The sequence below is a fragment of the Symbioplanes lichenis genome, from assembly GCF_030709675.1.
Lineage (GTDB): Bacteria > Actinomycetota > Actinomycetes > Mycobacteriales > Micromonosporaceae > Actinoplanes > Actinoplanes lichenis.
Genome location: NZ_JAUZQD010000013.1, coordinates 1 through 24953, shown reverse-complemented (window position 1 = coordinate 24953; position 24953 = coordinate 1). Strand labels below are relative to the sequence as shown.

At 72.3% G+C, this 24953-nt stretch carries 25 protein-coding genes and 3 pseudogenes; 13 read left to right on the top strand and 15 right to left on the bottom strand.

The genetic code is table 11. The features are described 5' to 3' along the window. The first annotated feature begins 160 nt into the window (after nt 1-160). Nucleotides 161-1306, top strand: coding sequence for an endo-1,4-beta-xylanase (locus tag RAN62_RS28645; RefSeq protein ID WP_305787900.1), 1146 nt, complete (start codon nt 161-163; stop codon nt 1304-1306). Nucleotides 1307-1318: 12 nt separating this feature from the next. On the opposite strand, the gene RAN62_RS28640 is transcribed toward RAN62_RS28645, so the two are convergent. Then, nucleotides 1319-1588 (bottom strand): response regulator transcription factor, encoded by a 270-nt coding sequence (locus tag RAN62_RS28640; protein WP_305787899.1) that lies wholly within the window; start codon nt 1586-1588, stop codon nt 1319-1321. Here RAN62_RS28640 and RAN62_RS28635 point away from each other — a divergent pair. Next, a complete protein-coding gene (locus tag RAN62_RS28635; protein ID WP_305787898.1) occupies nt 1569-2372 on the top strand; it encodes an ROK family protein in 804 nt (267 codons plus the stop codon). The two genes, RAN62_RS28640 and RAN62_RS28635, sit on opposite strands and share 20 nt — an antisense overlap. A gap of 35 nt (nt 2373-2407) precedes the next feature. Here the strand turns inward: RAN62_RS28635 and RAN62_RS28630 are convergent, their stop codons facing one another. The 7 genes and pseudogenes from RAN62_RS28630 to RAN62_RS41255 form a co-directional block, all read right to left on the bottom strand. Beyond that, entirely contained in the window at nt 2408-2908 is a 501-nt protein-coding gene (locus tag RAN62_RS28630) for a cupin domain-containing protein (protein WP_305787897.1), read from the bottom strand. A 28-nt stretch (nt 2909-2936) separates the two neighbouring features. Then, nucleotides 2937-3860, bottom strand: coding sequence for an NADP-dependent oxidoreductase (locus tag RAN62_RS28625; RefSeq protein WP_305787896.1), 924 nt, complete (start codon nt 3858-3860; stop codon nt 2937-2939). 105 nt (nt 3861-3965) lie between these two features. Then, nucleotides 3966-5210 carry a hypothetical protein gene (locus RAN62_RS28620; protein WP_305787895.1) on the bottom strand — a complete coding sequence of 415 codons (1245 nt, stop codon included), beginning with the start codon at nt 5208-5210 and terminating at the stop codon, nt 3966-3968. Between the two features lie 2 nt (nt 5211-5212). Beyond that, a complete protein-coding gene (locus RAN62_RS28615; RefSeq protein WP_305787894.1) occupies nt 5213-5791 on the bottom strand; it encodes an RNA polymerase sigma factor in 579 nt (192 codons plus the stop codon). Further along, complete coding sequence (locus tag RAN62_RS28610; RefSeq protein ID WP_305787893.1) at nt 5791-6783, bottom strand: acyltransferase family protein; 993 nt, start codon at nt 6781-6783, stop codon at nt 5791-5793. Before RAN62_RS28610 ends, RAN62_RS28615 begins: the two co-directional genes overlap by 1 nt. Before the next feature lie 44 nt (nt 6784-6827). Beyond that, a pseudogene (locus RAN62_RS28605) lies at nt 6828-7004 on the bottom strand (sensor histidine kinase); the annotation flags it as partial. Then, nucleotides 7001-7483: pseudogene (locus RAN62_RS41255) on the bottom strand (alpha/beta fold hydrolase); the annotation flags it as partial. The pseudogenes RAN62_RS28605 and RAN62_RS41255, both read right to left, overlap by 4 nt. Before the next feature lie 187 nt (nt 7484-7670). Here RAN62_RS41255 and RAN62_RS28595 point away from each other — a divergent pair. Together RAN62_RS28595 and RAN62_RS28590 are read left to right on the top strand one after the other, a co-directional pair. Continuing rightward, the gene (locus RAN62_RS28595) at nt 7671-8003 is read left to right on the top strand and encodes a sulfatase-like hydrolase/transferase (RefSeq protein ID WP_305787892.1); all 333 of its coding nucleotides are present in this window, start codon (nt 7671-7673) and stop codon (nt 8001-8003) included. Between the two features lie 2 nt (nt 8004-8005). Continuing rightward, nucleotides 8006-8767 carry a sulfatase-like hydrolase/transferase gene (locus RAN62_RS28590; protein ID WP_305787891.1) on the top strand — a complete coding sequence of 254 codons (762 nt, stop codon included), beginning with the start codon at nt 8006-8008 and terminating at the stop codon, nt 8765-8767. Here RAN62_RS28590 and RAN62_RS28585 read toward each other — a convergent pair. Next, nucleotides 8764-9693, bottom strand: coding sequence for an NADP-dependent oxidoreductase (locus RAN62_RS28585; protein WP_305787890.1), 930 nt, complete (start codon nt 9691-9693; stop codon nt 8764-8766). The two genes, RAN62_RS28590 and RAN62_RS28585, sit on opposite strands and share 4 nt — an antisense overlap. 82 nt (nt 9694-9775) lie before the next feature. On the opposite strand from RAN62_RS28585, the gene RAN62_RS28580 reads away from it, so the two are divergent. The 4 genes from RAN62_RS28580 to RAN62_RS28565 all read left to right on the top strand — a co-directional run bounded on the left by RAN62_RS28580 (nt 9776) and on the right by RAN62_RS28565 (nt 12816). Then, complete coding sequence (locus RAN62_RS28580; protein WP_305787889.1) at nt 9776-10348, top strand: TetR/AcrR family transcriptional regulator; 573 nt, start codon at nt 9776-9778, stop codon at nt 10346-10348. Nucleotides 10349-10392: 44 nt separating this feature from the next. Further along, entirely contained in the window at nt 10393-11154 is a 762-nt protein-coding gene (locus tag RAN62_RS28575) for a hypothetical protein (RefSeq protein WP_305787888.1), read from the top strand. A 143-nt stretch (nt 11155-11297) separates the two neighbouring features. After that, complete coding sequence (locus RAN62_RS28570) at nt 11298-11882, top strand: DoxX family membrane protein (protein ID WP_438874566.1); 585 nt, start codon at nt 11298-11300, stop codon at nt 11880-11882. 103 nt (nt 11883-11985) lie between these two features. Further along, a complete protein-coding gene (locus RAN62_RS28565) occupies nt 11986-12816 on the top strand; it encodes a universal stress protein (RefSeq protein WP_305787887.1) in 831 nt (276 codons plus the stop codon). Nucleotides 12817-12934: 118 nt separating this feature from the next. On the opposite strand, the gene RAN62_RS28560 is transcribed toward RAN62_RS28565, so the two are convergent. Beyond that, on the bottom strand, nt 12935-13606 hold the full coding sequence (locus tag RAN62_RS28560; protein WP_305787886.1) for a TetR/AcrR family transcriptional regulator: 672 nt from the start codon (nt 13604-13606) through the stop codon (nt 12935-12937). Nucleotides 13607-13707: 101 nt separating this feature from the next. Here RAN62_RS28560 and RAN62_RS28555 point away from each other — a divergent pair, with 101 nt between their 5' ends. Together RAN62_RS28555 and RAN62_RS28550 are read left to right on the top strand one after the other, a co-directional pair. Continuing rightward, on the top strand, nt 13708-14619 hold the full coding sequence (locus tag RAN62_RS28555) for an SDR family NAD(P)-dependent oxidoreductase (protein WP_305787885.1): 912 nt from the start codon (nt 13708-13710) through the stop codon (nt 14617-14619). Nucleotides 14620-14831: 212 nt separating this feature from the next. Then, nucleotides 14832-15542 carry an SDR family oxidoreductase gene (locus RAN62_RS28550; RefSeq protein WP_305787884.1) on the top strand — a complete coding sequence of 237 codons (711 nt, stop codon included), beginning with the start codon at nt 14832-14834 and terminating at the stop codon, nt 15540-15542. Here the strand turns inward: RAN62_RS28550 and RAN62_RS28545 are convergent. Further along, entirely contained in the window at nt 15509-16570 is a 1062-nt protein-coding gene (locus RAN62_RS28545; protein ID WP_305787883.1) for a helix-turn-helix domain-containing protein, read from the bottom strand. The two genes, RAN62_RS28550 and RAN62_RS28545, sit on opposite strands and share 34 nt — an antisense overlap. 178 nt (nt 16571-16748) lie before the next feature. Here RAN62_RS28545 and RAN62_RS28540 point away from each other — a divergent pair, with 178 nt between their 5' ends. From RAN62_RS28540 to RAN62_RS28530, 3 genes and pseudogenes are all read left to right on the top strand, one after another. Continuing rightward, the gene (locus RAN62_RS28540; protein WP_305787882.1) at nt 16749-19607 is read left to right on the top strand and encodes a M4 family metallopeptidase; all 2859 of its coding nucleotides are present in this window, start codon (nt 16749-16751) and stop codon (nt 19605-19607) included. 105 nt (nt 19608-19712) lie between these two features. Then, on the top strand, nt 19713-19892 hold the full coding sequence (locus RAN62_RS28535) for a hypothetical protein (protein WP_305787881.1): 180 nt from the start codon (nt 19713-19715) through the stop codon (nt 19890-19892). A gap of 2 nt (nt 19893-19894) precedes the next feature. Next, a pseudogene (locus tag RAN62_RS28530) lies at nt 19895-20857 on the top strand (Na+/H+ antiporter NhaA); the annotation flags it as partial. Between the two features lie 33 nt (nt 20858-20890). Here the strand turns inward: RAN62_RS28530 and RAN62_RS28525 are convergent. From RAN62_RS28525 to RAN62_RS28510, 4 genes are all read right to left on the bottom strand, one after another. Further along, a complete protein-coding gene (locus tag RAN62_RS28525) occupies nt 20891-22117 on the bottom strand; it encodes a DUF1501 domain-containing protein (protein WP_305787880.1) in 1227 nt (408 codons plus the stop codon). 12 nt (nt 22118-22129) lie between these two features. Further along, nucleotides 22130-23395, bottom strand: coding sequence for a DUF1800 domain-containing protein (locus tag RAN62_RS28520; RefSeq protein WP_305787879.1), 1266 nt, complete (start codon nt 23393-23395; stop codon nt 22130-22132). A 44-nt stretch (nt 23396-23439) separates the two neighbouring features. After that, nucleotides 23440-24288, bottom strand: a complete 849-nt coding sequence (locus RAN62_RS28515; protein ID WP_305787878.1) for an oxidoreductase — start codon at nt 24286-24288, stop codon at nt 23440-23442. 52 nt (nt 24289-24340) lie between these two features. Next, the coding region (locus tag RAN62_RS28510) for a hypothetical protein (RefSeq protein ID WP_305787877.1) at nt 24341-24953 on the bottom strand (613 nt) is incomplete at its 5' end.

Here is a 24953-nt window from a genome sequence, read left to right as displayed (position 1 = left end):
CGACGTCGGCACCGTGATCGGACAGGAGGAGGACCGAAACTTCCGGAACGACGGACGCCTCGACGCATTGACGATGGCCGCTCGACGTGCCTACCGTACGAGAAATTCCGGTCACTGTCCGAAACTTTCGGCGGGGTCCGGCGCCCTCGAAGGAGTGATCGTGCGCAAGGCATATCGGGTCACCGTGGCCGTCCTCGCCGCCTCGGCGCTGATCGGCCCGGGCATCCAGCCGGCCCAGGCCGGTCCGAAGACCTCCGGAGGCCTGTCCGCCGTGGACCGTCATCCCGGCCGGGCGGGACTGCCGCTGCGCTGGGCGGCGCCGCGTGACCTGCGCATCGGGTCGGCGGCGGCGGGCGGCGGTCACCACCTCGAGCAGGACTATCCCGACCCGTTCACGTACGACCGGCCGTACCGGAAGATCCTGGCTCGTGAATTCAGCTCGGTCTCCCCGGAGAACCAGATGAAGTGGGAGTTCATCCATCCCGAGCGCGGCAAGTACAACTTTGGACCGGCCGACGCGATCGTCCGGTTCGCACGGCAGCACGGTCAGGTCGTCCGCGGCCACACGCTGCTGTGGCACAGCCAGAACCCGGCTTGGCTCGAACAGGGGAATTTCACCAAGGAGCAGCTGCGGGCGATCCTCAAGGACCACATCACCACCGTGGTCGGCCACTACCGCGGCCGGATCCAGCAGTGGGACGTGGCCAACGAGATCTTCACCGAGACCGGCGACTACCGCCAGGAGAACATTTTCATCCGGGAGCTCGGCCCCGGCATCGTGGCCGACGCCTTCCGCTGGGCCCACCGGGCCGACCCCAAGGCGCTGCTGTTCCTCAACGACTACGGGGTGGACTGGCCCGGCGTCAAGGTCGACGCGTACGAGGCTCTGGCCCGGCAACTGCTCGCCGACGGAGTGCCGCTGCACGGCTTCGCGTCCCAGGCGCACCTGAGCCTGCGGTACGGGGCGCCTGACCAGCTCGGGTCCGTACTCCAGCGGTTCGACGACCTTGGCCTGCAAACCGCGATCACCGAGCTGGACGTCCGCATGGATCTGCCCGAGGGCGGGGTGCCGACCGCCGAGCAGCTGCGGACGCAGGCCGCGTACTACAAGACCGTCCTGGACGCCTGCCTGGCCGTCGAGGGCTGCCACTCCTTCACGATCTGGGGCTTCACCGACAAGTACTCGTGGGTGCCGGTGTTCTTCCCCGCCGAGGGCGCCGCGACGGTGATGGGCGACAACTTCGAGCGCAAGCCCGCCTACTACACCCTCCGCGACACCCTGGCCGCGGCCCGCTCGGGCCGCTGAAAGCGACGCGATTCAGCCGAGCAGCCCCGCCTGGTGGGCGAACAGCGCGGCCTGCACCCTGTTCTCGCAGGAGAGCTTGAGCAGGATGCGGCTGACATGGGTCTTCACGGTGCTCTCCGAGAGGACCAGGCGCTCGCTGATGCCGGTGTTGGACAGGCCCTGGGCCAGCAGCCGCAGCACGTCCCGCTCACGGTCGCTGAGCTGCTCCAGCCGGGCCTCGGTGTCCCCGCCGGGCGGGTCGGGGCGCAGCCGGCGCAGCTCGGTGACCGCCCGGCGGGTCACCGGCGGGGAGAGGAACATCTCGCCCGCCGCGACCGCGCGCAGGGCCGGCTCCAGCTCGTCGGCGGCGGAGCTCGCCGTCACCGGCGCCGTCGACGCCACCGGGCGGACCAGCTTCTTCACCCCGCTGCCGGGCTGGGGCACCGTCGACCTGGTCGCCCATCTCGACCGGCGCTTCGCCTGCCCCGTCGTCGTCGAGAACGACTGCAAGCTGGCCGCCCTGGCCGAGCGCTGGAAGGGCGCGGCCAGCGACGCCGACGACATCGTCTATGTGCTCGGCGGCATGCGCACCGGCGCCGGTCTCATCATCGACGGGGTCCTGCGCCGCGGCTTCGGCGGTGCCGCCGGTGAGATCGGCGCGCTGAAGAACGTCCGCTGGCTCAACGCCCCGGCCCACCTGCAGAACTGCCCCGGCGTCCCGGACAGCGTCGGCCCCGGCGACGCCGCCGCCTGGGTCTTCAACGCCGCCCGGGAGGGACACAAGGCCGCCCGCCAAGCGGTCAGCCGCTATGTCAAGGATCTCGCCGTCGGCACCGCCGCCCTGGTCCTGACCCTCGATCCGCAGGTCGTCGTCTTCGGAGGCGGGTTCTCCCGCTCGGCCGACCTGGTCCTCGACCCGCTCCGCCGCGAACTCGAGCGCCTCTGCCTGCGCATGCCGGAAGTGCGAGCCTCCACCCTGGGCGCGGACTCGGTGGCTCTCGGCGCGCTCAAACTCTCTCTCAACGACGTGGACCACCGCCTGTTCAGCGCCGGCCTGTCCGCCCCGGTGGCCCCCCGCCGCCGCTGACGCCCTGCCGGACGACGTCCTCGGCGCGGCCCGTTCTACAGGAACTCGCTGCGGTACGTGTCGGCCAGCTCGGCCGCGCGGCGGCGGCGCTCGCCGAGCTCGTCCGGGGTCAGCGCGGGCGGCGGCGCGTCCGGGCCGGCGATCACGTCGCCGATGCGCAGGAAGTACTCGTCCTGCCCGGCGGGCGTGCACATGCACAGCATGCGGGCCGGCGCCCCGGAGACGTTGCGGAAGTTGTGCGGGGCGTTGGCCGGGATGTTGACGGTCGAGCCGGCCCGCACGGTGTGCTTCTCGCCGCGGAACATGAACTCGATCTCGCCCTCGAGGATCGTGAACATCTCCTCGAAGTCGTGGCGGTGCGGGGGCGGGCCGCCGCCGTCGGGCACGCGCATGTCGATCAGGCAGTACCGCCCGTTGGTCTGCTCGCCGGTGACGAGCATGGCGTACGTGTTGCCGACCAGCGAGACGTACGTCGTCTCCGGGTCGTCGGGGTTCGCCACGGTGAGCGAGCGGTTCGGGTCGTCGTCGGGAATCATCGCTGCGGGTCCTTCGGGAGAGACGGGATCAGAGGGTGATGACGGTCTTGCCGCTGGGCAGCTCACCCGCGGCGGCCCGGGCGTGCAGGGCCGGCAGGTCGGCCAGGGCCACCCGCTCGGCGACCTCGACCCGCAACTCGCCGGTGCCGACCCGCGCGGCCAGGTCGGCGAGCTGGTCGGCGTCACTGCGGACAAAAAGATTGATGCCGCGTACGCCCCGCGCCTCGTCCGACGGCGCGGGCATCCACACCGTGGTGTTCACCAGGGTCCCGCCGTCACGGATCAGCGGGACCAGCGCGGCCAGCTGCTCCGGGGTGACCGGCGCGAGGTTGAGCACCAGATCGACCGGTTCCACGTCACCGGCGGCCGGGTCGACCACCTCGTCGGCGCCCGCCGCCTTGGCCCGCTCGGCACTGCGCGGGCTGGCCGTGGCGATCACGTGCGCCCGGACCTCCTTGGCCAGCTGCACCGCATAGCCGCCGACCGCCCCGCCGGCCCCGTTGATCAACACTCGCTGGCCCTCGGTCAGCTTGCCGTGCTCGAACAACGCCTGCCACGCGGTCAGACCCACCAGCGGCAGCGCCGCCGCGTCGGCCAGCGCGATGTTCTTGGGCGCCCCGGTCAGGATGTCCGCCGGCGCGATCACATACTCCGCCGCCGCCCCGGTCCCGGTCATCGGCAGGAAACCGATGACCCGGTCGCCGACCGCGACGTCGCTCACGCCCTCGCCGAGCGCGTCGACCGTGCCGGCGACGTCGATGCCGGGGGTGTGCGGCAGCTCGACCGGGATCGGCCCCTGCATGAACCCCGCCCGGATGTTCGCGTCGACACCGTTGAACGAGGTCGCCGCGACCCGGATCCGAACCTCGCCGGCGCCCGGTGCGGGCTGCTCGACGTCCTCGTACCGCAGGACCTCGGGACCGCCGAACTCGTGGAAACGCACTGCCTTCATGGTGGAACCTCTTCCTGCTCCGTCGGTGACGTCAACCAATCTCGCAGGATCCGGCGCGCTTATCCTGGGCCGGCCTGGCCCACCTTCCAGGCCGGCCCGGGGAGCTCAGCCTCCGATCGGCACGGTGGCCACGGTGGTGCCGTCCGCGGCGTTCAGGGTGAGGGTGTACTGATGCGGGCCGGCGACTCCCGGCAGGACGAACATGCCGTCGGTGACCGGGGCGGTGATCGGCTGGTCGCCGCCCTTGAGGATGACCCGGGCGACGCGGTCGTCGGTGGCCAGGCCGGCGACCAGCTGCGTGCCGCTCCCCCGCTGGCCCTGCGCGTCGGTCCGGAAGTCGTAGAAGGCGCCGTAGGTGATCACGTACGGGTTGGCGCCGGCCTCCAGCGCCAGCGGGGTCGCCGGGGCGCGCCCGTCGGTCACCATCAGCCGGGCGGTGCCTTGCGCGTCGTCGATCAGGCAGAAGGCGAGCAGTCCGGCGTAGCGGGCGGTCTGCACCAACTCGGTGGCGGTGAGCGTGACGGGGGCGGCGGCCTGCCAGGCGTGCGCGTCGACCAGCGGCGGGCCGCCGGCCGGGGAGGTGCAGGAGGCCAGGCCCGTACGCGTGGGCTGCGGGCGATCCTTGCGCGGCGTCACGGCAGCGGGCAGTGCGCCGGGCTCGACGGGAGTGAGGTCGGCGCCGAGCAGCAACGTCAGGTCGTCCGGGCGGGCCGTGACCCCGTTGGGCACGACGAACACGCCGTCGCGGATCTCCGCCGGGGCCTCGGAGCCGTACGCTTCGGCCAGGTTCGGGTCCCTGACGGACAGGCTCTTCTCGCCGTCGGCGACGACGCCCGCGACGGTGCCGGTGGCCGACACATAGGTGATCTTCACGCCGGACGCGGGCCGGGCGGCCGGGGCGGACAGCGCCACCGTCTCCGGGGTCAGCTCGCAGAAGCGCCGCTTGTCGCCGGAGCGCAGGGTGACGAGGGTGACGCCGCCGGCCGAGGCGGTGAACATCGGCTTCCAGCCGTCCGCCGCGCAGCGCTGGGTGTCCGTGGGGGTCACGACGTCGCGCAGGTCGTAGAGCGGCAGGGTCACGGAGGGCGCCTCGGGCGCGTCCTCCTCGATCACGGGGCTGCTGGGCACCGGGACGCCGCCGGGACCGGCGCTCGGCGAGCCGCCGCTGGTCAGCATCGGGATGCCCACGGCCGTGCCGGCGACCGCGGCGGCCGCCACGGCGATGACCAGGCCCGTCCGGGCGGGGCGCGCGGGCCGGTCGTGGATGCCCTCGGCCAGCCGCCGGCGGGCCTCGGCCCGGACGCCCGGGGGCAGGTCGCGCGGCGGGGGCAGGTCGTTGAGATCGAACATCGTCATTCCTCCGGAACGCTTCGCTGCAGGCGCGCCCGGGCCCGGCTGAGCCGGGACTGGACGCTGTGGACGGTGATGCCGAGGATCTGGGCGGCGTCCTCGGCCGGGGTGCCGCCGAGCAGGCACAGCTGGACGGCCTCGCGCAGGGCATGGGGCAGCTGGTCGACGGCGGCCAGCACCCGGGTCAGGCGGAGGGAGGCGGCGTCGCGTTCCACCACCCGCTCGGCGTGGTCGGGGGCTTCCCGGGTGAGCAGCCGGGGCAGGGCCTTGAAGAGCCGGGCCGCCCGGCGCCGCTCGCTGCGGCAGACGTTGCCGGTCACGACATAGAGCCAGGGCAGGGCACTGCCGTGCACCAGCCGCAGGTCCTGCCGTCGCCGCCACGCGGTGAGGAAGACGACGGAGAGCAGCTCGTCGGCCTCGGTCCACGAGCCGGTCAGCCGGTAGGCGTAGTTCCACACCTTCTCGCCGTGCTGCTCGTACAGCTCGGTGAAGGCGACCCGGTCACCCGCGAGGATCGCGTCGCGCAGCGCCGCGTCGGACGGTGTCTGGTCGGCGGCGGGTGGCGCGCCTGGTTCGGACATCACATCCCCTTGTTGCCGCCCGCCACGACCCGTCGCAGTCCTACGTAGTGACCCACGTCACTCTGGGCTCGGGGCGAGCCCGTGGCGATCCAGCGGCGCAACGCGGGGGCGACCGGCCGTTCGACCACCCGATGGACCAGCCAGGCCACGGCCAGCAGGACCACGATCGCGGCCACGACCAGGACGGGCACCGGCAGCCCGGTGCGATCGTAGGCGTACCGGATCAGGGTGAAGCCGATGCGGGGATGCAGGAGATAGAACGGGTAGGAGACGGCGCCGGCGACGACGAGCCACCGCCCGGTCCAGCGGTCGGTGCGGCCGAGCGCGATGGCCAGCAGCCCGAGGAAGGCGAGCGTGATGATCAGCCAGGCGGGCCAGACCGGCACCGGGAAGCCCGGGTTGGCGAAGAGCACCCGCTCCCGGACGCGGACCAGGCCGAGTCCCCAGGACGCGGCGAGCAACGCCCACAACGCCGGGGACGGCCCGTGGCGGCGCATGAGATGCAGCGTCAGGCCGGCGACGAAGTACGGCGCGAACTGGGGCATGACCAGCTCGGCGAGCGGCGTGCCGGCCGGGACGGCGACGGCGGCGGCCAGCCAGCCGGCGCTCAGGACGACGACGCGGCGGCGGGTGAGCCCGGCCAGCACCAGGACGGCGAACAGGGCGTAGAAGCGGAGTTCGTACCAGAGAGTCCAGTAGACGGTGTCGACGTACGGCACCTTCAGTGGTTCCGCCAGCATGGTGAGGTTGACGGCGATGTCGGCGCCGGTCAGCCCGTGCGGCAACGGGATGCCCTCGGTGAGCGGGAAGAGGGTCATGACGGCCGTCGTGATCAGCACGCACACCCAGAAGGCGGGGAAGAGCCGGGCGACCCGGGCGGCGGCGAACTCGCGCGGGCTGCGGTCCCAGCGCAGAGCAGCCGCAATCCGTCCAGAGCGGGCAGGCGATTCGTCGTCGCAGCCATGGGTGACCGCCTCCTTGGCAGGGGTCATCGCCGCGAGTGGCCGGGCCGCTCACGGTGGGGGAACAGGGGGTGTCAGACGGGCAGGCGCAGGGTGAAGGTGCTGCCGTGACCGAGCCGGCTGGTCGCGGTGACGGTGCCGCCGTGGGCCTCGGCGAGCTTGCGGACGATGGCGAGACCCAGCCCGCTGCCGCCGGTGGTCCGGGTACGCGACTTGTCCGCGCGCCAGAAGCGGTCGAACACGTACGGGAGTACCGGTCGGTGGTGACCGCGGCGACGAGGCCGTCCCACACCTCTTGCGGGACCCCGCCGGGGTTGTCGTCCGTACGCAGCAGAAAGGGTTCTTGCGAGGCGAGGAAGGCCACCTTGGCGATCCGCCCCGAACCGTAGCGGCTCAGGTAACGCGGAATCTCGCCGGTGCCCATGCTGAAGCCGGCCAGCACCACGTCCGACAGGTCCAAGGCCCGCAGCACCGCGTCCAGATCCGCGGCGAACGTGTCGTAGTAGTAGCCGGCCGCCGGCTTGCTCGACCGCCCGAACCCGCGCCGGTCATAGGTGATGACGCGATAGCCCGCTTGGAGGAGGGCGGCGCTCTGCCGCTCCCACGAGCTGCCGTCGAGCGGATAGCCGTGCAGGAGCACTACTGGCTGCCCGTGGCCGTGATCCTCGTAGTAGAGGTCGACGGACGTACTGTTCTCGAACCCGATGCTGATGTGTGTCCCAAGATCCACGCAAGCCACGGTAGGAACCGGAGCGAGCGTGGTGAATGTCTGTGCCCCCGGACTTTCTTCGCGAACGTCCGGCCGGCGCTGTCACGCTTACGTGATTCGCACGAAGCCCTGACCGACGGCACATCCGGGCCACCTAGCGTCCACCGTCATGCGGAATCTCAGGCTACGCAGAGCATGGGTGATCCCAGTGGCGGCGACGCTTCTCGCCTCTCTGGCCGCGTGCTCACCCCCGACCCGCCCGGTGAACGTCGTCTTCGTGCTCGCCGACGACCTGTCGATGAACCTGCTGCCGCACATGCCGAACGTGCGGGCACTCGCCCAGGACGGCACCACGTTCACCAATTACACGGTGACCGACTCGCTGTGCTGCCCGTCGCGCTCGTCGATCTTCACCGGGCGGTACCCGCACAACACCGGCGTCTTCACCAACTCCGGCCGGGACGGCGGCTTCCACCTCTTCCGCCGGACGCAGGACCGTTCACCCCGGCGCCGCAGGACAAGGACCTCTTCCCCGGCCTGACGGTGCCCCGGACAACGGCCTTCAACCAGCATCCCGAGAACGCACCGCCCTACCTGGCCGCCAACGATCCGCTGACGCCCGCGGAAATCAACAACCTCGACGGCATCTATCGCAAGCGGGCCCAGTCGGTGCAGTCCATCGACCGCATGATCGGCACTCTGCGCGACACGCTGACGAAGACCGGGCTCGCCGGCGACACCGTCGTCGTGTTCAGTTCGGACAACGGCTTCCACCTCGGGGACCACGGGCTGAACGCCGGCAAGCAGACCGCCTTCAGCACCGATGTGCACGTACCGCTGGTGGTCGCGGGCCCGGGCGTCCGCCAGGGTGCCCGAGTCGCCCAGCTCGCGGAGAACATCGATCTGCGCCCCACCTTCGAGGAACTCGCCGGCGTCACCGGATCGGGCACGGCCGACGGGTCCAGCCTCGTGCCGCTGCTCCGGACCGGCCGGCCGGCGGGCGACTGGCGGCAGCTCGCCTTGATCGAGCACCACGGCCCGGCCACCGCCGCGACGGACCCCGACCAGCAGAGCGCCAAGGACGGCACGCCGCCGGCCTACACCGCTGTACGGGCGGCGGACTCGACCTTCGTGCAGTACCTCGACGGGACCATGGAGTACTACGACCGCACGAGCGACCCGGACGAGATGCACAACATCGCCACCGCTCTGCCGGCCGAGCGCGTCCAGGCCCTGCGGGCCACCCTCGAGCGGATGGAGGCTTGCCAGGGCGCGACAGCGTGCACCGCCGCGGCCCGGCCCTAGAGATCAATGACGATCTTGCCGTGCACGTGCCGTCCGGCCTGCCGCTCGGCCGCGGCGCGGATCTGCTCGACCGGGTAGGTCGCCGCGACGGGCACCCGGAGCCGGCCCGCCGCGATCAGGGCGGCGATCTCGTCGAGGGCGCCGGGCGCGGCCTGGGCGCCGTTGGCCGCGGTGATGCCCTCGACCTGGGCGGCGATGGTGGAGATGCGCTTGTCCGGCACGCCCAGCTCGCGGGCCACCTGGACCGTGTCTGTCCCATGCAGGTCCAGGGCGGCCGTGACACCCTCCGGCGCCAGCGCCCGGACCCGGTCGGCGAGGCCGTCGCCGTAGGTGACCGGGTCGGCCCCCAAGGCGCGCAGGGCGTCGGCCGACGCCGCCGAGCCGGTGCCGATCACCCGCGCGCCGGCGAGCCGGGCGAGCTGCACGGCGAAGACGCCGACTCCCCCTCCCGCTCCACCGACCAGCACGGTGTCGCCCGGACCGGGCAGGACAACGGCGACGGCGGCCGCGGCGGTGCTCCCGGCGATCGTCAGGGTGGCGGCGATGCGGTCCGGGACACCTTCGGGGGTACGGTGCACAGCCCCGCCCGCCGCGATGGACCCCGCCCCGTCGACGATCACGTGGTCGGCGACCGCCCGGGACACGGCGCCCCCGAACACCCGGTCGCCGGGCGCGAACCCGGTCACGCCGGCGCCGATCCGGTCCACGACGCCGGCGTAGTCGGTGCCGAACCCGCACGGCAGGCTCAGCCCGAAGCGGGCGGCGGTCTCCGCGTCCGAGGTCATGAACCAGTCCATGGGGTTCAGCCCGGCCGCGGTGACGCGGACGCGGAGCTGCCCCGGGCCGGCCTGCGGCTCGGGCACCTCCCGTACGACCAGCTTCTCGGGGCCGCCGAACGACTCCACGAACTGCACGGCTCGGCTCATGCGTTCTCTCCTTCGAGCATCGAAACGGACTATGCTCCGTTTCATGGACCCGACCGTAGCACAAAACGGAGCGTGATCCGTTTTGACTTCCGCAGCAGGCCGCCGGCCCAGGGCGGACGCGGCCCGCAACCGTGACCAGTTGCTGGGCGTGGCGACCCGGCTGTTCGCCGAGACCGGCGGCGAGCCGTCGATGCGCGCGATCGCCCACGCGGCCGGCGTCGGCATCGCCACCCTCTACCGGCACTTCCCCACCCGCGAGTCGCTGGTCGACGCGGTCTACCAGGACCAGGTCACCCGTCTGACCGCCGGTGCCCGGGAGTTGCTCGCCGAGCTGCCCCCGCCCGCCGCGCTGCGCCGCTGGGCGGACCTGTTCGGGACCTGGATCGCCACCAAGAACGGCATGCTCGACACGCTGCTCGCGATGGTCGAGTCGGGCGAGATCGCCCACGCCGACACCCGCACCGAGCTGCTCGCGGCGATCACCGGCTTCCTCGACGCCGGCCGCGCGACGGGCGAGCTGCGGACCGACATCACGGCCGAGGACATCGCGGCCGCCCTGATCGGCATCTTCACCGTGGCCCACCCGCACGAGCACGCGGCGCGGGCCGCTCGCCTGCTCGACCTGCTGCTGGACGGACTCCGCGTCACCCCCTGACCATCCCGCCTCACGACCGGCCCGTTCCGGCCGATGATGCGGGTATGGGCGTGGATCTGGTCGAGGTGCGGCGCGGCTTCGCGACGAGTACGGCCGACGCCGAGCGCACGGTCACCGAGGCGCTGGCCGGCGCCCGCGCCCGCGGCGGCACGATGATCGCCCTGACCAGCCCGGGCGCCCGGTGCGTGGTGCTGGCCCAGGTGCACCGCGACGGCCTCGACGAAGTGGTCGTGATCGGCGCGCCGGACCCGGAGGTCTGCGCGGCGCTGGGCTTCACGCTGCGCGGGGCCGGCGACTGGGCGAAGACCTCCCCGCACGACGCCGCCGCGTGGCCCGGCGACGCCGCCGTGGCCGCGGCCGCCCTGGCCACCGACATCGACCTGACCACGGTCGGGCTGGTCTGGCGCGACGGGCTGCACGAGGGCCGGGACGTGAGCCGCGCCCGCGCCACCCTGCTCGCCCACCTCGGCGCCGGCCGGCTCAAGTTCGCCCTGATCCGGCGGCTCGACCAGGACCGGCTGCTGTCCTACGACCGCGACGGGCGCCTGGCCCGCGCGGTGATCGCGATCAGCCGGCCGTCGGGCGTCGAGCCGCTGTCCGTCCAGCACCTGCGGGAGTGCGGCATCCTGACGGCGGCGGACTTCGTCGGCGTCCAGCTCGATCCGGCATCCCTGCGCCGCACGGCGTACGTGGTCCGCCGCGACGGGACACCGCTGCAGATCCGCGGCATCGGCGCGGACCGCGCGCTCGGCCTGGCCGCCTGGCGCCAGTGGATCGACGCCGGCCGCGCCCCCGTCTTCGCCTGACGAAGGCAGCGGCCGGCCCGGGAAATGGGCACCGAATCCGAAGTCCCGGGACTTTCGGCCTACCGGCTCGGGTGTTCCAGCCCGGGTGACCATGACGCACGAGGAGGGATCGTCAGGACAGGACATCGATCGAGGAGGACATCATGACGACCATCGGCCGCGGCCACGCGGCACACCTTGAGCAGGCCGAGGCCCCGGGCCGCATGCTCACCACGACCGCCGCCAAGGCGCTGGCCGTGTTCCGCGTCTCGCTCGGCTTCGTGTTCCTCTGGGCGTTCCTCGACAAGACCTTCGGCTGGCACTACTCGACCCCCGGCGAGCGCTCCTGGATCAACGGCGGCTCCCCCACCGAGGGCTTCCTGTCGCACGTCGACATCGGACCCTTCCAGGGCACCTTCCACGACATCGCCGGCAACGCCCTCGCCGACTGGCTGTTCATGCTCGGCCTGCTCGGCATCGGCGTCGCCCTGATCCTCGGCATCGGCCTGCGCGTCGCGGCGGTCGCCGCCACCGTGATGATGGCGCTGATGTGGTTCGCCGAATACCCGCTCGCCCAGCACACCAGCACCGGCGAGCCCAGCGGCTCCACCAACCCGATCACCGACTACCACTACATGTACGCCGCCGGCGCGATCGTCACGGCGCTGACCTACGCCGGGCACACCTGGGGCTTCGGCCGGTGGTGGTCCCGCCTGCCTCTCGTCCAGCGCAACCCCTGGCTCATGTAGCGCCCGTGGGCCGGCTCCCTCCACCGATCTCCGGCCGGAACCCCGGGTCCCGGCCGGAACCACGACCCTGTCCCGCGGGGGATCGATGCAAGGAGGTTGCACCATGACCACCAGAAGAATCATCGTCGGCTACGACGGCTCCGCCGAGGCCCGGGCCGCCGCGCGCTGGGCTCTCGACGAGGCCGCGGGCCGCGGCGCCACTCCGGTGGAGTTCCTGTACGCCTACGAGTGGCCGGCCTGGACCCCCGCCGCGTCCCTGGCCCCCGGCGGCGTCGTCTGGCCCGACAGCGAGACGGAAGGCCGGATCGCCGCGATGCTGACCGAGGTCGTCGACGCCGCCCGCGACAGCCACCCCGGCGTGGACGTCACCCTCACGACCGTCACGGCCGGCGCGGCGGCGACCCTGATCCGGCTGTCGCGGACCGCCGGGCTCGTCGTGCTCGGCAGCCGCGGCCACGCGCCCGTCGTCAATCTGCTCGGCTCGGTGAGCGTCGCGGTCAGCGCCCACGCCCACTGCCCGGTCGTCGTCGTGCGGGCCGACCAGGATCCCCGAGGACCGGTCGTCGCCGGGGTGGACGGCTCGGACGGCGCCGAAGTGGCTCTCGAGTTCGCGGTCGAGCAGGCCGCCCGGCGCGATGTGCCGCTGCACCTGATAGCCGCCCGGCCACCCGACGCCCGGCCCGACAGCCGGTATCTCGACGAGCTGGTGGACAGCTGGCGCCGGAAGCGCCCCGGCCTGCGCATCACCGGCGAGACGGCCGCCGGGCATCCGGCGGAGGTGCTGGTGCGGGCCGCTCAGGGGGCGCAGTTGCTGGTGGCCGGCAGCCGCAGCCGGGGTGCGTTCCGGGGCATGCTGCTCGGCTCGGTGAGTCAGCACCTGCTGCGGTTCAGCCCCACCACCGTCGCCGTGGTCCGCGAGCTGTCGGCCGCCTGATCCGGCCCGCCGCGCGCTGCGACAGATCGCGCTCACGAGCTGACCCGGCCCGCCGCGCGTTGCGACGGGTCGCGGTCAGGAGCTGACCCGGCCCGCCGCGCGTTGCGACGGGTCGCGGTCAGGAGCGGGGAAGGACACCCAGCAGGGTGGCGGTCAGTGACAGCTTCAGGGCGTCGCTCAGCTCCAGGTGGAAGAGCGCCAGATCCGGCTCCGCCCGGTACGCCGCCGCCAGGCTGGGCGGCGGCGTGCTGTACGCCGACAGTGCCCCGGCCAGGACCATGGTCTGCAGGCTGAACAGTGTCGCGTTCGCGCCCAGCTCCGGCAGATAGTTGCTGATCAGCGTGGTCATGGTGGTCAAGTGGCCGAGCGAGGCGCGCTTGTAACGGGCCACGACCTCGACGGACACATTGTGTTCCAGCACGCTGCCCTGCGCACCGAAGAGGTCGCACATGGTCGTCCGGCCGGCGAGAGAGCGCCCGAGGATGTCGGCCACCGCCGCCGCCCGCCCGGCCATGGGCAGGTCCGCGTCGACGCCGGAGACCAGCGCGTCGCCCAGCTCCGCCAGCCACTCGCCGAGGAAGTGGTCCAGTAGCTCCAGCAGCACCGCTTCCCGCGACTCGAAGTAGCGCAGCACGTTCGGCTTGGCCAGGCCGACCCGGCGGCTGAGCTCGTTGAGGGTGACCGCAGCCACGGGCATCTCGTCGAGCATCGCCGACGCCACGTCGAGGATCGCCCGGCGCCGGACTTCCCGCTGCTCTTCGGTTCGCGCACGCTTGAAGGTCACGATCATCAGCCTAACTTAAGTACCCCCGGTACGTTGACAGCGTACCGGAGGTACTTTATCGTCGACGGCAGAAGATACCTTCGGTACGTTAACCAGAGGAGACCGGCATGACCGCGCAATGGACGACGGCCGACATCCCCGACCAGAGCGGCCGCGTGGCCGTGGTGACCGGGGCCAACACCGGGCTGGGCTACGAGACCGCCAGAGCCCTCGCCAAGCGCGGCGCCGCCGTGGTGCTCGCCGTGCGCAACGTCGCCAAGGGCGAGCAAGCCGCGGCCCGCATGACCGGCGACGTCACCGTGCAGGCCCTCGACCTGACCTCCCTCGACTCCGTCCGCACCGCGGCGGCGGCGCTGCGGTCCCGCTTCGACCGGATCGACCTGCTGATCAACAACGCCGGCGTCATGTACACCCCGCGGCAGGCCACCGCCGACGGCTTCGAGATGCAGTTCGGCACCAACCACCTCGGCCACTTCGCGCTCACCGGCCTGCTGCTCGACCGGATGCTGCCCCTTCCCGGCTCGCGCGTGGTGACGGTCAGCAGCACCGGCCACCGCATCCGGGCCGCGATCCACTTCGACGACCTGCAGTGGCAGCGCTCGTACAGCCGGGTCGGCGCCTACGGTCAGTCCAAGCTGGCCAACCTGATGTTCACCTACGAGCTGCAGCGCCGGCTCGCCTCGCACGGCACCACCGTCGCGCTGGCCGCGCACCCCGGCGTCTCCAGCACCGAGCTCGCCCGCAACACCCCCGCGGCCCTGCGGCTGCCGATCACCTGGCTCGCACCCCTGCTCACCCAGACCCCGGCGATGGGCGCCCTCCCGACCCTGCGCGCCGCCACCGACCCCGCCGCCCTCGGCGGTCAGTACTACGGCCCCGGCGGCCGCAACGAGGTCAAGGGCCACCCCCGCCTCGTCACGTCCAGCCCGCAGTCGTACGACGTGACCCTCCAGCAACGCCTGTGGACCGTCTCCGAATCCCTGACCGGAGTGACCTTCCCCGTCCCGCTGAGCGTGTAGGCGGGCTCGTCGCGGGGCCGACGTGGCGTACGGCCGGACTCTGCCCCGGCGGCTGCGCGCGGCCGGGCTGGAGGACGCTACGTCGGCACCGACCCCGGGCAGTTCGCCACCTCGGCGATGGTCACGGCGTGGGGACGCAAGCCGGCGTGAGGGGATGATCCGGCTCACAGCCCTTGCCTTTGACGTCAACGTCAGGTCTTACCGTTGGGGGCATGCTGATCAATGGAGCAAAAGCCCTCGTAACCGGCGCCAACCGCGGTCTCGGCAAGGCCTTCGCGGAGGCCCTCGTCGCCCGGGGCGCCGCGACCGTCTACGCCACCGCCCGGCGCCCCGAACTCATCGACATTCCCGGCGTGGTCGCGCTGCCGCTGGACCTCACCGACCAGGCGTCCATCGACGCCGCGGCGGCCGAGGTGGGCGACCTCGACATCCTCGTCAACAATGCCGGCATCTCCACCGACGCGCCGCTGCTCGGCCCGTCCACGGAGAACATCCGCCGCGAGTTCGAGACCAACTTCTGGGGCACGCTCAACGTCACCCGCGCCTTCGCGCCCCGGCTGGCCGGCGGCGCGATCCTCAACGTGATCTCGGCGCTGAGCTGGTACGCGTTCGCCCCTTCGAGCAACGGCTACGCCGCGTCGAAGGCCGCCGAGTGGTCGCTGACCAACGGCATCCGGCTGGAGCTGGCCGAGCAGAAGACCCAGGTGACCGCCCTGGCCCTGGCCATCGCCGACACGGACATGATGGCCGCGTACGACATCCCCAAGCTGCCGCCGCACGAGGTGGTGGCCCAGGCCCTGGACGGGCTGGAAGCCGGCCGGCTCGAGGTGATCGCCGACTCCCCCACCGCCAACGTCAAGGCCTCGCTGTCCCGCGATCCCGCCCTGTTCTACGCCGACATTCCCGCCGCCCTGTTCAGCTGAAGCGACGGCGGCAGCGCACTGTCGTCCTCGCCGCTCAGCCACCCCCGTTTCGTGACCAGCACGGCGATCTGGAAACGCGTCCGGGCCCCGAGCAGCGCACCCGCGTCGCTGATGTGCTGCTGCACCGTACGGCGGCTGACGTCCAGGATCCGGGCGATCGTCTCGTCCTTCATCCCGACCGCCATCATGCGCAGGATCTCGCGCATCCGCAGGTCGCGTCCCGAGGCGGACAGGGTGCGGTCGGCGTCCGCCAGGTCGTGCCGCCGGGTCAGCGCCACCGGCTCGGCGCGCTCCCACACGCTCTCGAACAGGGCGACCAGGGCCGTCACCAGCGCGGGCGAGTGCACCACCAGGGAGCCGGAGGACGGGCGGTCGCCCCGGAGGGGCAGCAGGGCGGCCGCCCGGTCGACGATCACCAGCTTCACCGGGATTTGTGACGTCAGTCGCAGTTCTCCGCCCTGGCCCGCCCCGCGCAGCGCCGTCGTGAGGGACACCGCGTCGGTGAAGCCGCCCGTCTCGTACACCGATCGCATGTGCACGCCGGGCGTGACCGTGACCGCCGGGCCGGACGCCGGAGCACCGGTCACGTAGGGCGGTTTCGCGAGGTGCAACACTTCGTACGTACTGTCGGCCAGCAGTTGGCGGTAGCGCGCGGGCACCTCGTCCTCGCTCGTGAGCACCTCCACCATGTCGCCGGCGCGCGGCCCGGACATCGCCTCGTGGGTCTCGTAGAGCCGTTCCACGAGATCCTCGACCTGGGCCAGTTCGGCGCGGCGCCGGGCGAGCAGGGCGCCGAGCGACGGGCGCGGCGGTGCGGCCGCCCACCGCGGCACCGCGCCGCCGATCCGCGAGGCCAGGGCCGAGTCCGTGAGGCGCCGCAGCGCCCGCCCGGCCTCCGCCGGTGACACCCCGGCCGCGGCCGCCACTTCGTCGCGGCCGGCCGACCGTACGGTCACGAGGTGTTCCAGCACGCGGCCGGCCAGCGGATCGAGCCCGGTTGCCGACCAGGGTATCGCGATGTCGTCCATACGCTCCTGCCCGCCTTCGGTCCGAGCATCGCCCGCTTCGATGAATCGATGATTACGGCTCTGTAAGAAGCCCGGATGCGCACTTGTGCAAGTGCACAGAGTCGTCCTTGTGGCGGCGAGCGGCGCCGGGGTGAGGTTGGTGAACCGGTTCGGTAACCCCACCTGGCAGGAGCAGCCTGTGCGCAGAACCAAGGCCCTACCCGCGATCGCCGTGCTGGCGACGGCCGCCGTCCTGGGCGCCACCGCCCGGGTCGCGACCGCGGCGCCCCCGTCGGAGGAACCCCTTCCGGCCACTGTGGCCCCGGCGACGGACACGCCCGCGCTCGTGGACGACGTGGCCGACCCGGTCGACGCCACGCTCGCCCCGGACAAGGCGGCCAAGGCGCACCTCTCGGGTCACCAGGACCGCTACAAGATCGGCGACCCGGTCGGCACGCTCACCACGGCGAGCGTCGAGACCCTTGGCGAGCGGGAGACGGTCCGGCTCGATCAGAAGTACAAGGGACTGCCGGTGTTCGGCGCCCAGTACGTCGTACGGACGGAAAAGGCGGCCGGCAAGCGTACGGTGACCGGCACGTCCGGCACCTACTTCACCAACCTGGACGTCGACACGACCGCCACCCCGATCCCCACGTCCGTCGCCGTTTCCCGGGCGGTCGACGAGGTACGCAGGAGCCTGCACCCCGGCGCGGCGGTCGTCGCCCGCAAACCCGACCTCGCCGGCACCGACCAGGGGCTCGTGGTCATGCCGACCGGCACCGGTGTGCTCGCGCGGCGCGTACTCGTCCAGGGCAAGGACGTCCTCTCGGGCCAGCCCGTGCTCCGCGACGTGTACGTGGGCGCGACGACCGGGGTGACCCTGCTGAGCGTGAGCCGGATCAAGTCCTTCGCCGCCGGGCAGCGGACCGCCGCCGGCACTGCCTCCGGCGCCCGGTCCGGCACGAAGCCCGGCACCGGTACGACGACGATCACCGGCAAGGGCACCACGCTGCACGGCGCCACCGTGTCGCTCCCGCTCGTGCAGTCGGACACCGGCTCGTACCTGATGAAGGACCAGACCCGGACGGTGCCGGTCACGACCTGGGATGCCCGGGGCTGGGACTACTACGACCTGATGGGCACCGACTGGCCCGAGGGCCTGGCCCCCTTCGCGTCGCCGACGACCACGCTCGGCGCCGACCTGACCGCCGCCGGCGCGGTGGACGCCGCCTGGGACGCCGCGCAGGTCGTCGACTGGTACAAGAAGAACTTCAAGCGCAACAGCCTCGACGACGCCGGCATGCCGATCGACTCGGTCGTGGGCATCACCTACGGCGGCAACCCGTGGGTCAACGCCTACTGGGACGGCACCCGCATGGTCTACGGCAGCGGCGACGACGAATACCTGCCGCTGTCCGCCGACCCGGACGTCGTGGGTCACGAGATGACACACGGCGTGGTGGAACACACCGCCAACCTCGTCTACGCCGGACAGTCGGGCGCGCTCAACGAGGCCCTCGCCGACTACTTCGGCAACGCCATCGACGTCGACGCGTCCGGCACACCGATGTCCGACCCGCGGGCCAGTCTGCTCGGCGGCGACCTGTGCCGCACGCTGGCCCCGGCCGACTGCGCGCTGCGCGACCTCGACGACGGCGCCACCACGGCGGACTTCCAGCACCTCATGGACACCCCGGCGATGGACGACGGCGGCGTACACCTGAATTCGACGATCGTGTCCGGGGCCCTCTGGGACCTGCGCCAGAAGCTCGGCAAGACGACCGCCGACAAGATCGTCTACCGCGCCCTCACCGACTACCTCACGCCCATGTCGGACTTCGTCGACGCGCGCGAAGCGGTGCTCGCCGCCGCCAAGTCCTTCCACCTCACCACCAAGGACCTGACGGTGGTACGCACGGCATTCGACTCGCGCGGCATCACCGCCAAATGGAAGGCCACCCTGTACGGCCAGGGCACCGACGTGCTCATCGACCGGCTCAACACCGGCATATACGCCGACATGAAGGCGAGCGTGGCCGGCGGCTGGTTCGCCGTGCCCCGCTCGGACGCCAACCGCACCGAGCCGACGTCGATCTGGGTCGGCCGCACCAACGGCACGGGCACCCCGTACCGGATCTCGCCGCAGGACGGCAGCGTCCACAGTTTCGCGCACACCGACGGCAAACGGGTCGTGTGGCTGTCGATCGCGCTGGACCCGGCGTCGCCGACCTACGAGACCAACCGCATCCTCTCCGCCCCGATCGGCGGCGGCAAGGTCAAGGAGCTCTACCGCTCCCCCGACCGCATCGACGGCCTCGGCTTCGACGGCGACATCGTCGCGTGGAGCCAGTACGACGCGGCGCAGGGCTACCTCGACGTCATCCACTACCTGCGCGGCAATTCCCCGGCCGTACGGACCCTGACCCACCCGGACTGGTTCGGCAGCGCGACGGCCCCGAGCGTTGAGAACGGCAAGATCTCCTACGTCCGCTACGAGATCTACCAGCAGCCCGACGCCGACGGCACGTGGTGGTCGCTGGGCGCCGAGGTGCACGACGTCGCCACCGGCCACACGACCTATGCCGGCGGCGACAAGGGCGCCGAGCGAATGAGCTACCCCGACCTGTCCCGCACCGGCGTCGCCTGGATGACCGACCGCGACTACGGCACGATCGTCGACGGCGAGTGGAGCCAGGGCGCCTACCACGATTCCGTACGCCTCTTCGACTTCGCGACGCGTACCAGTCATCTGCTCTTCGAGGAGAACTCGCCGCAGGCGGTCCGCGCGGACACCGTCGCCCTGTCCGACACCACCCTCACCATCACCGAGGAGGCGCCGGTGGAGGCCTGGCTCGCCACCGGCGGCTACCCCGACAACTCGCTCAACCCGAAACTGAAGCAGTACACCTTCACGGGCAAGTACCTCGGCCCGGCGTCGTGCAGCCCGGGCGCCCAGATGTACGCCACAGCAGCGTCCGGCCGCGAGGTGGCGTTCATGGATTCCTCGGCGGCCGGCTTCGGCCTGGCGTACGCGAAGGGAGCCACGTCCTGCCGGTGACGCCCGGCGGCGCGCTGGGAGCTCGCACTCGGGGCTCCCAGCGCGCATTCAGCCCGGCTTGACGGGTCCCATACCGGGTATGCGACCCCGATGAGCACAGATGACGTGGAACATGGCCGAAACGCACCGTCCGGCCGGACCCGGGGCGACACCCGGACCGACGCGGCCGACCCCGAGAAGACCACGAAGCAGCGTGAGCACCGCGTGGGGTCGGGCGGCGGGGGCGCGTACCCGATCGAACCCGGCGACGAGGAGGAGCCCGGAACCTCGCCGCCGCGTTCGTGAACGCCGCGCTTCCGGTGGCGGCGGCGGTCGGCGGCATGGCCGTCCCGGCGGTCATCTTCGCCCTGATCGCGTCGCGGTCGGACGCCGGCGCCCTGGCCGGCTGGGCGATTCCCACCGCCACCGACATCGCCTTCGCCCTGGCCGTGCTGGGCATCATCAGCACCCATCTGCCCGCCGCGCTGCGCACGTTCCTGCTGACTCTGGCCGTGGTCGACGATCTGCTGGCCATCACCGTCATCGCGATCTTCTACTCCTCCTCGCTGCACCTGCTCCCGTTGGTGCTGGCCCTGGTTGCCGTCGCCGCCTTCGGGTTCCTCGTGCAGCGCGGCATCTCGCGCTGGTGGCTGTTGCTGCCGCTGGCCTTCGCTGCCTGGGCGCTGGTGCACGCCTCCGGCATCCACGCCACGGTCGCCGGAGTCCTGCTGGCCTTCACCGTCCCGGTCCGCGCCGGCGCCGGTGAGCACGGCCCGGCCGAGCACTTCGAGCACCGGCTGCGGCCGATCTCCGCCGGATTCGCCGTGCCGGTGTTCGCGTTCTTCGCCGCCGGCGTCACGGTCGCTGACACCGGCGGGCTCGGCGCCGGGCTGACCAGCGCCGTGTCGCTGGGCGTCATCGCCGGGCTGGTGCTGGGCAAGGCGATCGGGATCACCGGCTCCACCTGGCTCGTGCAGCGCTTCACCCGGGCCCGGCTCGCCGAGGGGCTGAGCTGGTGGGACGTGGTCGGCCTGGCGCTGCTCGGCGGGATCGGCTTCACCGTGTCGCTGCTGATCGGTGAGCTCGCGTACGGCGTGGGCTCGACCGGCGACGGCCAGGCCAAGATCGGTGTGCTGGCCGGCTCGGTGATCGCCGCGCTGCTGGCCGCGGTCGTGCTGCGGGCGCGCAACCGGCACTACCGGCGGTTGTGCGAGCAGGAGAGCGTCGACGCGGACGCCGACGGCGTGCCGGACGTCTATCAGCGCGACTGACGACACCGGCCGGGACAAAGTGCGCGCGGGGAGTCAGGTCAGCACGCCGGTGAGGCGCCCCTTCCAGCCGTCGAGAGTGCGTTGCGGGTCGGCGCCGAGCACGTCGGCCAGCAGAGCGGCATAGACGTCACGGAAGTCGACTGTGTACTTGAGGTCGCCGTCGTCGAGGTCGGTCAGGCTCGGTGCCTCGCCGTGCAGGCCGCCGTGGACGCCGTCGCCGAGCAGGAGGACGTCGGAGGCGGTGCCGTGGTCGGTGCCGTCGGAGGCGTTGGCGTGCACGCGGCGACCGAACTCGGAGTAGACCGCGACCACGACGCCCTGGCCCGCCATCCGCTCGGCGAAGGCCGCGAGGGGCTTGTCGAGCCGTTCCAGCTGGGCTTGCTGTGCCTCCTTGCCGTCGGCGTGCAGGTCGAAGCCGCCCATCGACACGGAATAGACGCGGGTCGCCGCGCCGGCCTCGATGGACCGGGCCACGAGTGCGAGTTGCCGGTCCAGAGGCGGTGCGGCACCGCCGGTGGCCGTGGCCGGGGCCTCGCCGTCGTCGGTGTCGTCGTCGGGCGCACCCTCGCGGATCTCCTTCATGAGGTCCTGGATGCGCATCAGGTCGGCGAAACAGGTGGCGGCCCGGGCCTGGGCCGGTGACTCTCCGGGGGCAGCGGTGCCGAGCCCGGCGACCACGGCCGGGTCCACCCCGCCCGGCAGGGACAATGTGCCGCCGGGGACGGTCGCCCCGGCCGAGGTGGCGCCGGCCAGCAGCGGCGGCAGCACCGGCTCGAACGACACGGCCAGGCGCGGGTCCCCGCCCGCGGTGTCCAGCCAGCGGCCGAGCCAGCCCGTGGTGCCGGGACGATCCGGCTGGGCGCTCTGCCAGATGTCCATCGACTGGAAGTGGCTGCGGTTGGGCTTCGGGTAGCCGACGCCACGGACGACCGCGAGCCCGCCGGCGTGGTAGAGCTTGTGCAACCCGGGCAGACCCGGATTCAGCGCGAAGCCGTCGTCGAGCGGCAGCAGCGCCTCCGGCTCGTACGTCATGCCGGGCCGCGCCGCCGCGTAGGCCGGGTCCCCGTACGGGATCAGGGTGTTGAGCCCGTCGTTGCCCCCGTAGAGGGTGACCAGCACCAGGGTCTTCGCCCCGGGATCGCGCTCGCCGGCGGTGGCGAGGATGTCCCGCAGCCCGAAGGCGGTGGCCCCCGCGGCGAGGGCGGCAGCGCCGGTGACGCCGCTGGTGACGAGGAACTTGCGCCGGGTGATCGCGTCCATGTCGTACCCCTCTCAGTGAACCGCGTATTCGGGGCTGGCCAGGCCCAGGGCGAGCAGCCGGCGCGGGTCCTCGACCCCGCTGAGCGCCTTGCGCGTCCGATCGGTCCAGGCGTCCACGATCAGCATCTCGGCCAGGGCGTCGACGCGGTCGGCGCCGGTGAGACGGTCGGTGGCGGCCGGGGCGAGCGCGGCGAGCTGCCGGCCCGCCTTGAGCCGGGTCAGCGTCGAGGCGGTGGTGAGCCAGGCGGTGCCCGCCGGCCAGCCGCCGACCGACGGCGGTGAGAGCGGCACCTGCCCGAGTGCCCGCAGCGTGCCCACCAGGCGCTGCTGCTGAGCCGTCTCCAGGTCGCCGATGCGGACGCCGAGCTGGCGGGTCGCGCCGAGCAGCCACTCGACCGGCTGTTTGACCAGCGTTCCGGCGGTGGCCGTGAACTCCGGCGCCCGGCTCATCGCCTCGATCAGCGTGGTCGTGTTCCGCCCCGCCGCGGCGACCGACGACGGCACCGGCGCCGTGTCCGAGGCGTAGCGGGCCCACAGCCGCCCCGCCAGGAACGGCACGTGCGCCGGGTGCTGGACCAGAGCATCGGCGTACGAGTCGATGTCGAACGTCGTGGTGCGGCCCAGCAGCGTGACCGGCTGGTCGTCGTGCCGCTTCGGCATCAGGCGGGCAGTGCCGGTGGCCCGGTCGACCTGCCAGCCGGTCAGCACCCGGGCCGCGGCCTTCACGTCGGCCTCGGAGTAGGCGCCGAGGCCGAGCGTGAACAGCTCCATAACCTCCCGGGCGAGGTTCTCGTTGGGCGCCTTGCGCGTGTTCTTTTGCCCGTCCAGCCAGATGATCAGCGCCGGATCGCGCAGCATCGCCCGCACCAGCGGCCCGGTGTCCCCGGCCCCGTAGCGCCGCACCGTCGCCAGCTGGCCCAGCATCAGCTGCGCCGAGCGCACCTTGCGGACGCTGGTGGCCCAGTGCCCGTGCCAGAAGAACGTCAGCTTCTCCGCCGCACCGCCTTCGGCCAGCCGCGCCATCCACCAGCGGACCGCCACGGCGACCTGGTCGCGTTGCTGTTTGCGGGCCTGCTGCCGTTGCTCGCGGGTCGCGCCGGCGGCGAGTTCGGTCACGGGGTCGGCGCCCAGGTCCGGGCCGGTCACCGCGGCGGCCGGACGCAGCAGGGAGGCCAGCGTGGCGTCGAACCCGGCGCGTACCGCGGCGTCCACTTCGGCCGCCGTGGGCCCGAACGTCAGCCGGCGAAGCAGATGCGACATCTGACGACGGTCAGTCATGCCGACGACCCTAGGAAGCTTGTGTAAGCGTCCGGTAAGAGAAATCACCCTTTTCCGGTACGGGCGGAAGCGCCGGCCAACGCCGAGAACACGCCCACCAGCAGCCGGTCGTACGCACGGTCGGGCAACAGCCAACGCGCCACTGTCACGGCTCTCGCGCCGCGCCCGACGGCGTACCGTGGCTTGGGCCGCCGCACGGTCGCCGCCCGCACGATCGCGCGCGCCACGACCGACGGCGCCGAGATGCCCCGGGCCTCCGAGGTCAGCGTCGCCGCGTACCGGCGGGCGTAGCCGGCGTAGGCGCCGTGGCCGGAGACGCGCAGCAGCTGCTCGCCGGCCCGCTGGGGGAACTCGGTGTCGACGCCGCCGGGCTCGATGATCACGACGTCGATGCCCAGCGGGGCGACTTCGATGCGCAGGCAGTCGCTGAGCCCCTCCAAGGCGTACTTGGTCGCGTGGTACCAGGCCCCCAGCGGCTGATACATCCGCGCGCCGATCGAGGAGACATTGATGATGCGCCCGCCGCCCTGCGCGCGCAGGTGAGGCAGGACCAGCTGACACAGCCGAGCCGCGCCGAACACATTGACCTCGAACTGCCGCCTCGCCTCGGCCGGCGGCACATCCTCCAGCGCGCCGAAGGACCCGTACCCGGCGTTGTTGACCAGCACATCGATCCGGTGCGACTCCCTGGTCACCCGATCGACCAGCGCCACCAGGTCGGCCTCCTCGGTGACGTCGGCTCTGACCGTCACGACGCCGAGCGCGGCGAGCGGTGCCATCCGGTCCATCCGGCGACTCACCGCGTAGACGCGGAACCCCCGCTCGTGCAGCAGCCGGCTGGTGACGGCGCCGATCCCCGACGACGCACCGGTCACGATGGCGACTCCGCCCATGGGCCCACCCTCCGTCCGGCGGACGGCCTGCGAGGACTTCAGGCTATAGCAGTCAGGCGGTGCGGACGGCGACAGCAGCGCGGGCAGTGCGACGCTCGGGGCGAGCGGCGACTGTTTTGCGGGCCGGGATTGCGCGCAGGGTTGCGGCTGCGGCTTCCAAGCGCAAATTCTCACTGGTACGGCGGGCCAGTTGCGCGTCGTGCCAGGCGGCTTGTTCGGCGGCGACGGCGCGGCGGTGTTCGGCCAGCAGGTGCGCCGCCGAGGTGCGCAGGACGACCAGTTCTTGCTCGACGGGGTGCAGCCGGGCGTCCCAATTGTGGTCGGCCAGTGCAGTCGCCGGCAGTTCACCGCGCTCGGCGGCGGCGCTGACGGTTTGGTGCAGCCAGCGTTCCCGGGCGGCGTATTCGGTGGGGGTGGGTGCGGTCCAGGGGGTGCGGAAGGCGGCGGCGGTGTGGGCGCGGTCGAGGCGGGCTTGGGCGTCGAGCCAGGCTTGCCACGTCGCGCTGACCTTCTGCTCACTGTCCTGCCAGTGCTCCAGCCACCGCTGCGCCCCACGCTCGGCGCGCTGGGCCGCGACGCGCAGCTCATCGGCGTACCGGATGGTCTCCTCGGCCTCAAGGATCCGCTGGCGGCGCTGCTCACGCAGGGTTCGCACACTGAAGATG

Excerpts from the sequence above, each read along its gene's own strand:
- RAN62_RS28630 (WP_305787897.1), bottom strand. The coding sequence starts at position 2,908 with ATGATTCCCGACGACGACCCGAACCGCTCGCTCACCGTGGCGAACCCC.
- RAN62_RS28625 (WP_305787896.1), bottom strand. The coding sequence starts at position 3,860 with ATGAAGGCAGTGCGTTTCCACGAGTTCGGCGGTCCCGAGGTCCTGCGG.
- RAN62_RS28620 (WP_305787895.1), bottom strand. The coding sequence starts at position 5,210 with ATGTTCGATCTCAACGACCTGCCCCCGCCGCGCGACCTGCCCCCGGGC.
- RAN62_RS28615 (WP_305787894.1), bottom strand. The coding sequence starts at position 5,791 with ATGTCCGAACCAGGCGCGCCACCCGCCGCCGACCAGACACCGTCCGAC.
- RAN62_RS28610 (WP_305787893.1), bottom strand. The coding sequence starts at position 6,783 with ATGACCCCTGCCAAGGAGGCGGTCACCCATGGCTGCGACGACGAATCG.
- RAN62_RS28585 (WP_305787890.1), bottom strand. The coding sequence starts at position 9,693 with ATGAGCCGAGCCGTGCAGTTCGTGGAGTCGTTCGGCGGCCCCGAGAAG.
- RAN62_RS28575 (WP_305787888.1), top strand. The coding sequence starts at position 10,393 with ATGGGCGTGGATCTGGTCGAGGTGCGGCGCGGCTTCGCGACGAGTACG.
- RAN62_RS28570 (WP_438874566.1), top strand. The coding sequence starts at position 11,298 with ATGACGACCATCGGCCGCGGCCACGCGGCACACCTTGAGCAGGCCGAG.
- RAN62_RS28565 (WP_305787887.1), top strand. The coding sequence starts at position 11,986 with ATGACCACCAGAAGAATCATCGTCGGCTACGACGGCTCCGCCGAGGCC.
- RAN62_RS28560 (WP_305787886.1), bottom strand. The coding sequence starts at position 13,606 with ATGATCGTGACCTTCAAGCGTGCGCGAACCGAAGAGCAGCGGGAAGTC.
- RAN62_RS28555 (WP_305787885.1), top strand. The coding sequence starts at position 13,708 with ATGACCGCGCAATGGACGACGGCCGACATCCCCGACCAGAGCGGCCGC.
- RAN62_RS28550 (WP_305787884.1), top strand. The coding sequence starts at position 14,832 with ATGCTGATCAATGGAGCAAAAGCCCTCGTAACCGGCGCCAACCGCGGT.
- RAN62_RS28545 (WP_305787883.1), bottom strand. The coding sequence starts at position 16,570 with ATGGACGACATCGCGATACCCTGGTCGGCAACCGGGCTCGATCCGCTG.
- RAN62_RS28525 (WP_305787880.1), bottom strand. The coding sequence starts at position 22,117 with ATGGACGCGATCACCCGGCGCAAGTTCCTCGTCACCAGCGGCGTCACC.
- RAN62_RS28520 (WP_305787879.1), bottom strand. The coding sequence starts at position 23,395 with ATGACTGACCGTCGTCAGATGTCGCATCTGCTTCGCCGGCTGACGTTC.
- RAN62_RS28515 (WP_305787878.1), bottom strand. The coding sequence starts at position 24,288 with ATGGGCGGAGTCGCCATCGTGACCGGTGCGTCGTCGGGGATCGGCGCC.